The sequence below is a fragment of the Paenibacillus macquariensis genome, assembly GCF_900156375.1.
Classification (GTDB): domain Bacteria; phylum Bacillota; class Bacilli; order Paenibacillales; family Paenibacillaceae; genus Paenibacillus_AQ; species Paenibacillus_AQ macquariensis.
Genome location: NZ_FTNK01000057.1, coordinates 1 through 5,905, shown reverse-complemented (window position 1 = coordinate 5,905; position 5,905 = coordinate 1). Strand labels below are relative to the sequence as shown.

Below are 5,905 nucleotides of genomic sequence, written 5' to 3'. Positions count from 1 at the left end.
TCAACTAACGGGCAGGTTAGTGGAACCTGCTTGTAACTTTTTCTTCATTAAAACGTTTAATACATTACTACCAGATTTGGAGTAGCTTTGTCACGAGTGATCGACCCCTAAGCAGCCATAGATGTGTGACTGCACTTTATTGGAAGTGGTCGATATTTCAGGAGCGATTGGAGAAAGTATGAAGAAAAAAGACTGGATTATAGTAATTCTAGTAGTATCGCTATTCGGGAATGTTGAATTATTTATGAATCATAAACATGTTATCAGAAATCAAGAATTGAAATATGAATTATTGAATGCTTACATTTACCGAGATCTAGCTCAACTTGAAGCAACTATACAGTATCAACTAGATAATAATTGGGAAAATGAAACTCTTGTTACCCAGAAACTAGATAATGCCATCGATTCAATTATTTTACACATTGCAATGGAAAGAGATAATGATAAGAGAGATATCCTTAGGAAATTGGACAATTACATGAGTGAGTTCAAGGTTGGTGACGGAACTTTAGATGTTAGCCTAAACGATAAGCAACGTGCCGATTACATCTATTTAGGCGAGAAGCTGCGTTCTAACGGGTGGACGTTTGACGTAGGATATGATACAAGCTGGGATTTCTTTGCATCAAAAGTAAAGGAGTTCGTAGGGGAGTCATAGAAGTCATAAGTCTGCAAATGGATGTGCATGGATGCGGATTAGCTAGTACAGAAAGACCCACATGGACCTATACAAACATTTTCAAACGTAACTTAATTGAACTAACTGAGAACGATAGTTCAATAATAAGAGGGCTGCCGAGAGGTAGCCCTTTTTTCAACTAACGGGCAGATTAACGAAACCTTTAAGAAGCTAAAAAATCACATCGAAACGAGACGATATTAATGAATAAAAAATTATTATTTTATAGATTATGTGTTTTAATTATATTGATATTCGGTGTTTGTTCTTACATAGTTATGACTGAAAAACTGAAAAGGGATGATAAGAAGATTGATATACTGGAAAGCAGAATAGATGTATATCAAAATTTAGAAAAAGAGTTAAATTCACTAAATATTACAATTCAAGAATCACTTAATAAAGCTGGTGAAACAAACAATAACTTAGAGAGACAGATTAAGGAAAGTAATCATTATGGCGATTATCAAGGTAATGATGACTTTTCGAACATCATTAATGATAACCCGATTGATAAAGATTATCAGCAGGAGTTTGAAAAACTTCAAGAAAGTGACGAGTCTACAACCTTAGAATGGGGGGCGTTTGAGGCGAGATATATAATAAAATGGCAAGATGAAGTTAATGCGGCACTTGAGCATTTATACAAATCGTTAAATGAAGAGGATAGGATAAATCTTGAGCAATCTCAAAAAAGTTGGCAATCATATATAGATGATGATGATAATTTCGTCAGCAATAAGTTTATATATACTAGATATTTTGGTACTCAAGGTGTTGTGCAGTTAGCAGCAGTTCAATTACATAGGACTAGAGAAAGGGCGATAGAACTTATGGAGTATATTTTTAGTATGGACAGAACTACAATGGATTTTGTATATGATAATTAAGAATCCTGCTTGATTTTAAGTGGTATTTAACATACATGGATTTGCTAAGACAAAAGAGCATTATTGAAAAGCATAATTAAAGATAATTTGTAAGTATGTCGAGGAAGGCGTATCCATCATATAACACAATATTCACGTTGCAGGCATTCGCCTTGGTTGGAAGAAGTTAATGCAGGGAATATAATATTGTAAGAGGACAAGAACATATACCTATTGGAACCCGGGCTAGGCGGGCTTTTTTAATTTTATGGGTACAAGTTCTTGTCCTTTGCTCGAGACAAGAACTTGTACCTATTGCCGAAAATGGACAAGAACTTGTACCGTTAGCCAGGGAGACAAGCCCGAGACGTTTACAAATTACAGGTGACAACAATAACATTTCATTAAATACCGCTTATTAGCATTTTTTTGTTTTTTAAGGGACCAAGTAGGTTCGAATCATATGTAACCGACAACACGGCATTAGTTGGATGACAAGACTGTGTACCGTTAACCGAAATAGGCTAAGAATATGTTCCGGTGGACGATGATGATTAAGCTAACGGGCAGGATAGTGCAACTTAGTGAGTATGTTTACGTTTATTAAAGGAAGAACCTGAAAAAATAAAGGAGGTGTGTAATGAAGCGAAAAATTGCTATTTCACTTACGATAGTTGCAATAATTGTAAGTATATTCTCTATTTGGTACTTCATGCCCAAGCGGTACTCAGAGACAGTAAATGGTGTTTATTATCAACTAGGAACGGAAGGAATAGTCGAGCATATAAAAGTACATCTTGATGGGAAATTGCAAAATCATATAAATGGCAAAAGAACCTTTAAAGGTGTAATTGACTTTGAAGGAAGTAAGGTTCCTCAAATTCCTAAAGATAGAACAGAATTAGAGTTGCAATACGATGGTCATATCTTTACAACCATTTTCAACGCTTTTCGAATCATAGATGATAAAGGTAGAATAGAGCCTGATATTTTCACTTACGGTTGGGTATATACTGATGATAAATTCTCTGAATTTACAATTAAAGTTATGAATGATGATAACCAGTGGTCCCCATCAAACGGACATATGATTACAGCACCAGCGAAAGACAGGCAGGAAGCAATGAAAAGGTCCCAAGAGTTAATCAAGGCGTTTGAAGGAAAGTAGGAAATCGAAGAGGAGAGTCAATATGGAAGTAGTATATTTTGCAGGTGGATGTTTATGGGGAGTACAGGCTTTTATAAAAACTTTACCTGGAGTTAAGTTTACAGAAGCAGGAAGAGCTAATGGAACAAGTCACACACTTGAGGGTGATTATGATGGGTACGCCGAATGTGTAAAAACAGGATTTGATCCGACAGTTGTAACGATCAGGGAATTAATGGGGTATTTATTTGAAATCATTGATCCATACAGTTTGAATAAACAAGGACAGGATGTTGGCGAGAAATACAGAACAGGAGTATATAGTGAAAAGCCTGAACACTTAAAAGAGGCGAAGGCGTTTCTTAGTGAGAGAAATGATTATGACCTTATAGTTGTTGAAGTATTACCTCTCACAAACTATGTGAGAAGTACAGAAGAACATCAAGATAGATTAGCTAAATGTCCAAATGATTATTGTCATATTCCAGAAGAAATATTAAGTAGGTATAAGTAAGGGAGAATATTAAACTAACGGGAAACTATAGTTCAATAAAGAAAGGGGCTGACGTGTGGTAGCCCTTTGTTCAACTAACCGGCAGATTACATTAATGAACGAAACCGATGTAGGAGGCGAAAAATGGAATACAGTATAAGAGCGGCGAATGAAGAAGATATTAATGGCTTATGTAATATTAGAAATAATAAGGACTTGTTTATTAAGTATTTGAAACAACATGAAAATAAAGAAGTATATTTGGCAGTAGCCGAAAAGGATAATACAATTCTAGGTTTTGGTGTTCTAAAACTAAAGGGGAGTTTATTACCAAAATTAAGTGACCTTTATGTAAAGGGAATTTATCGTGGCAAAGGCGTAGGTACGGATTTAATAAGACATCGCGAGAAAATTGCAAGTAGTCTTGGCTTTTCTGGTTTAATCGTTAGTGTTGACCCAATAGAAAATCCAAAGATGATAAAGCTCATTACAAAACACGGGTACGAAGCTATTTCCGAACCATATATAAAAACTGCTATTTTCTACAATGATGACGGGACTACTTATGAAAAAACTTATTCAAGAATTGACTTGAAGAGGTCGTTGAGCTAACGGGAAACGATAGTGCAAATGAGAGACCACAGAGGCATAACGCCAATGTGGTCTTATTTGATTTATATAAGAATCATAATTAAGTTCATGGTAGAGCCTTTTTTTCGTACATACGTTACAATTAAGCAATTTTATTTGCTTTTAGTTTTTTTAACAATAATGCTGATTAATCCGTAAATACTTAATGCGATCATCACTGTTAAAGCATAGTTGGAAATGATCTTTATAATATTTTCGAGCGCGTAAAAATCAATTACAGTATTGTACTGGAAGAAATCAAGTCTTCGGTAAGTCAAATTACTAATAATATTACCTATGAGCAATGCGACAATAGATATCCATATTTTCCTCATGAAAGCCCTCCTTTGATAATAAAAATCGGTTTAATTAAATAAATATTATTTCCCAAACGGGTTTAATGTAGTACCTGAGCAATTCGTTCTATGTTAGCAATATATTCGTAAGGAACCCCCACACGGGTCATATGACGTGCTATCATAAACTTTTATATTGTGGCAAGTTAACACATAGAATCAAACAAATACCCACTCAACCGGACGCGGAGGCGTTTAGCTGAATGGGTATTATGAGGGGGAGATGCCCCTCAATTGCATAGTAGCACAGTATTAAATATCTTAACATGAAACATTTTCCAATAGTGAATATAACATCCTAAGAACCTATTGGTCGGTGGGGTATTTTTTTGTTTCAGTAAGGATAATTTTCCTGTTCGAGATTAAGCTAACGGGCAGATTAGTTTAACAAGCTATACATCAGGATACTACATGCACTAATATTGATATAGTAATAACCAATAAACGGAGGTAAAGTCATGAGTGAGATTGCTAAAACGCCACAAACACCTTATTATGCAGTGATTTTTACATCTGAATGAACAGATGGGGATAACCAATATGCGGAAATGGCAGATGAAATGGTGAAACTTGCATCCGTCCAACCTGGATTTCTCGGAGTAGAAAGTGCTAGAGAAGGTGTAGGTATTACTGTATCTTATTGGGATTCTCTCGAAGCTATACAAAAATGGAAACAAAACGAACGACATTTAGTCGCTCAAAGCAAAGGTATATCTGATTGGTATCTCACTTATAAAACAAGAGTTTGTAAGGTTGAAAGGGATTATGGATTTGAAAAGGTCTGAACAAGTCGAGTATGGTGCTATATCCATTTGAGATTAATTAAGCTAACGAGGAACTTTAACGCAATAACCAACAACAAAGGCAGCCAATTTAATTGGCTGCCTTTTCCCCGCTAACGGGCAGGTCAGTGGAACCAATGCCCTGTAACTTTTTTATCAGAAATACGTTTAATACACTAATACCAAATTTGGTGGAACGGAGGATTAGAATAAAACCGATAAAAATAGTCACTAGAAGGAGAGACTTATATGTCACGAAATAATACTTTTGCTCTGGTTATAATGATTTGGATTACAATCCTAACATTTTGGACAGTGAACAATCTAACAACTTCACTTAATAATCATAGTTCAGTTACCGTTCAGGGTATACCTGTTCAACCAATACCTCAGCAAATTTCCACGGTACAAATTGATAAAGATACTGTATGGATATTTGAAGCAAATAGCAATTACATAAAAGTTATTACGCATGATAAGAATGGTTATAACATAACGGAATCAGAAATGAACTTTTCTATAATAAAATAATGATTTTGCTAACGAAGTAAGATAGCTGAGGAGCTTGTAACGTTACTGTTCTTTTTCTTGGTTAATAGTTCAATAATGAAAGTGTTGCCGAGAAGTAGTCCTTTGTTCAACTAACTATCAAAGGAGGAAGTGAAATGAACTACCGAATTGAAGACAAAGAGGCTTTTCGCATAGTGGGGATCAAAAAAAGAGTGCCAATAGTATTTCAGGGGGTGAATCCGGAGATTGCATCGATGTTTGAAGGACTTACACCAGAAATGATTGATAAGATTAAGGGCTTTTCGAATGTTTAGCCTTCAGGACTAATCAGTGCTTCCACGAATTTCAGTGAAGGGCGGATGGAGGAGAAAGGAGAGCTTGATCATTACATCGGGGCGGCCACAACGAATGAAGCACGAGATGGCTTCGCCCAGCT

The 5,905-nt window shown here is 35.6% G+C and carries 7 protein-coding genes and 2 pseudogenes; 8 read left to right on the top strand and 1 reads right to left on the bottom strand.

The annotated features are described in order from the left end of the window. Positions 1-178 precede the first annotated feature (178 nt). The 5 genes from BW961_RS29175 (at position 179) to BW961_RS29155 (ending at position 3,803) form a co-directional block, all read left to right on the top strand. The gene (locus BW961_RS29175; RefSeq protein WP_068591745.1) at positions 179-661 is read left to right on the top strand and encodes a hypothetical protein; all 483 of its coding nucleotides are present in this window, start codon (positions 179-181) and stop codon (positions 659-661) included. Between the two features lie 224 nt (positions 662-885). Further along, positions 886-1,572, top strand: coding sequence for a lysozyme inhibitor LprI family protein (locus BW961_RS29170; RefSeq protein ID WP_068591747.1), 687 nt, complete (start codon positions 886-888; stop codon positions 1,570-1,572). 619 nt (positions 1,573-2,191) lie between these two features. Next, positions 2,192-2,719 carry a hypothetical protein gene (locus BW961_RS29165; protein ID WP_068591749.1) on the top strand — a complete coding sequence of 176 codons (528 nt, stop codon included), beginning with the start codon at positions 2,192-2,194 and terminating at the stop codon, positions 2,717-2,719. A 22-nt stretch (positions 2,720-2,741) separates the two neighbouring features. Then, complete coding sequence (locus BW961_RS29160) at positions 2,742-3,212, top strand: peptide-methionine (S)-S-oxide reductase (RefSeq protein WP_068591751.1); 471 nt, start codon at positions 2,742-2,744, stop codon at positions 3,210-3,212. A 123-nt stretch (positions 3,213-3,335) separates the two neighbouring features. After that, positions 3,336-3,803, top strand: a complete 468-nt coding sequence (locus tag BW961_RS29155) for a GNAT family N-acetyltransferase (RefSeq protein WP_068591753.1) — start codon at positions 3,336-3,338, stop codon at positions 3,801-3,803. 131 nt (positions 3,804-3,934) lie between these two features. On the opposite strand, the gene BW961_RS29150 is transcribed toward BW961_RS29155, so the two are convergent. Next, positions 3,935-4,156: a hypothetical protein gene (locus BW961_RS29150; RefSeq protein ID WP_068591754.1), complete on the bottom strand. Its 222-nt coding sequence runs from the start codon at positions 4,154-4,156 to the stop codon at positions 3,935-3,937. A gap of 479 nt (positions 4,157-4,635) precedes the next feature. Here BW961_RS29150 and BW961_RS29145 point away from each other — a divergent pair. The 3 genes and pseudogenes from BW961_RS29145 to BW961_RS29135 form a co-directional block, all read left to right on the top strand. Continuing rightward, positions 4,636-4,962: pseudogene (locus tag BW961_RS29145) on the top strand (antibiotic biosynthesis monooxygenase family protein). Between the two features lie 246 nt (positions 4,963-5,208). Continuing rightward, positions 5,209-5,490 carry a hypothetical protein gene (locus BW961_RS29140; protein ID WP_068591756.1) on the top strand — a complete coding sequence of 94 codons (282 nt, stop codon included), beginning with the start codon at positions 5,209-5,211 and terminating at the stop codon, positions 5,488-5,490. Positions 5,491-5,597: 107 nt separating this feature from the next. Next, positions 5,598-5,905, top strand: a pseudogene (locus tag BW961_RS29135) (GyrI-like domain-containing protein); the annotation flags it as partial.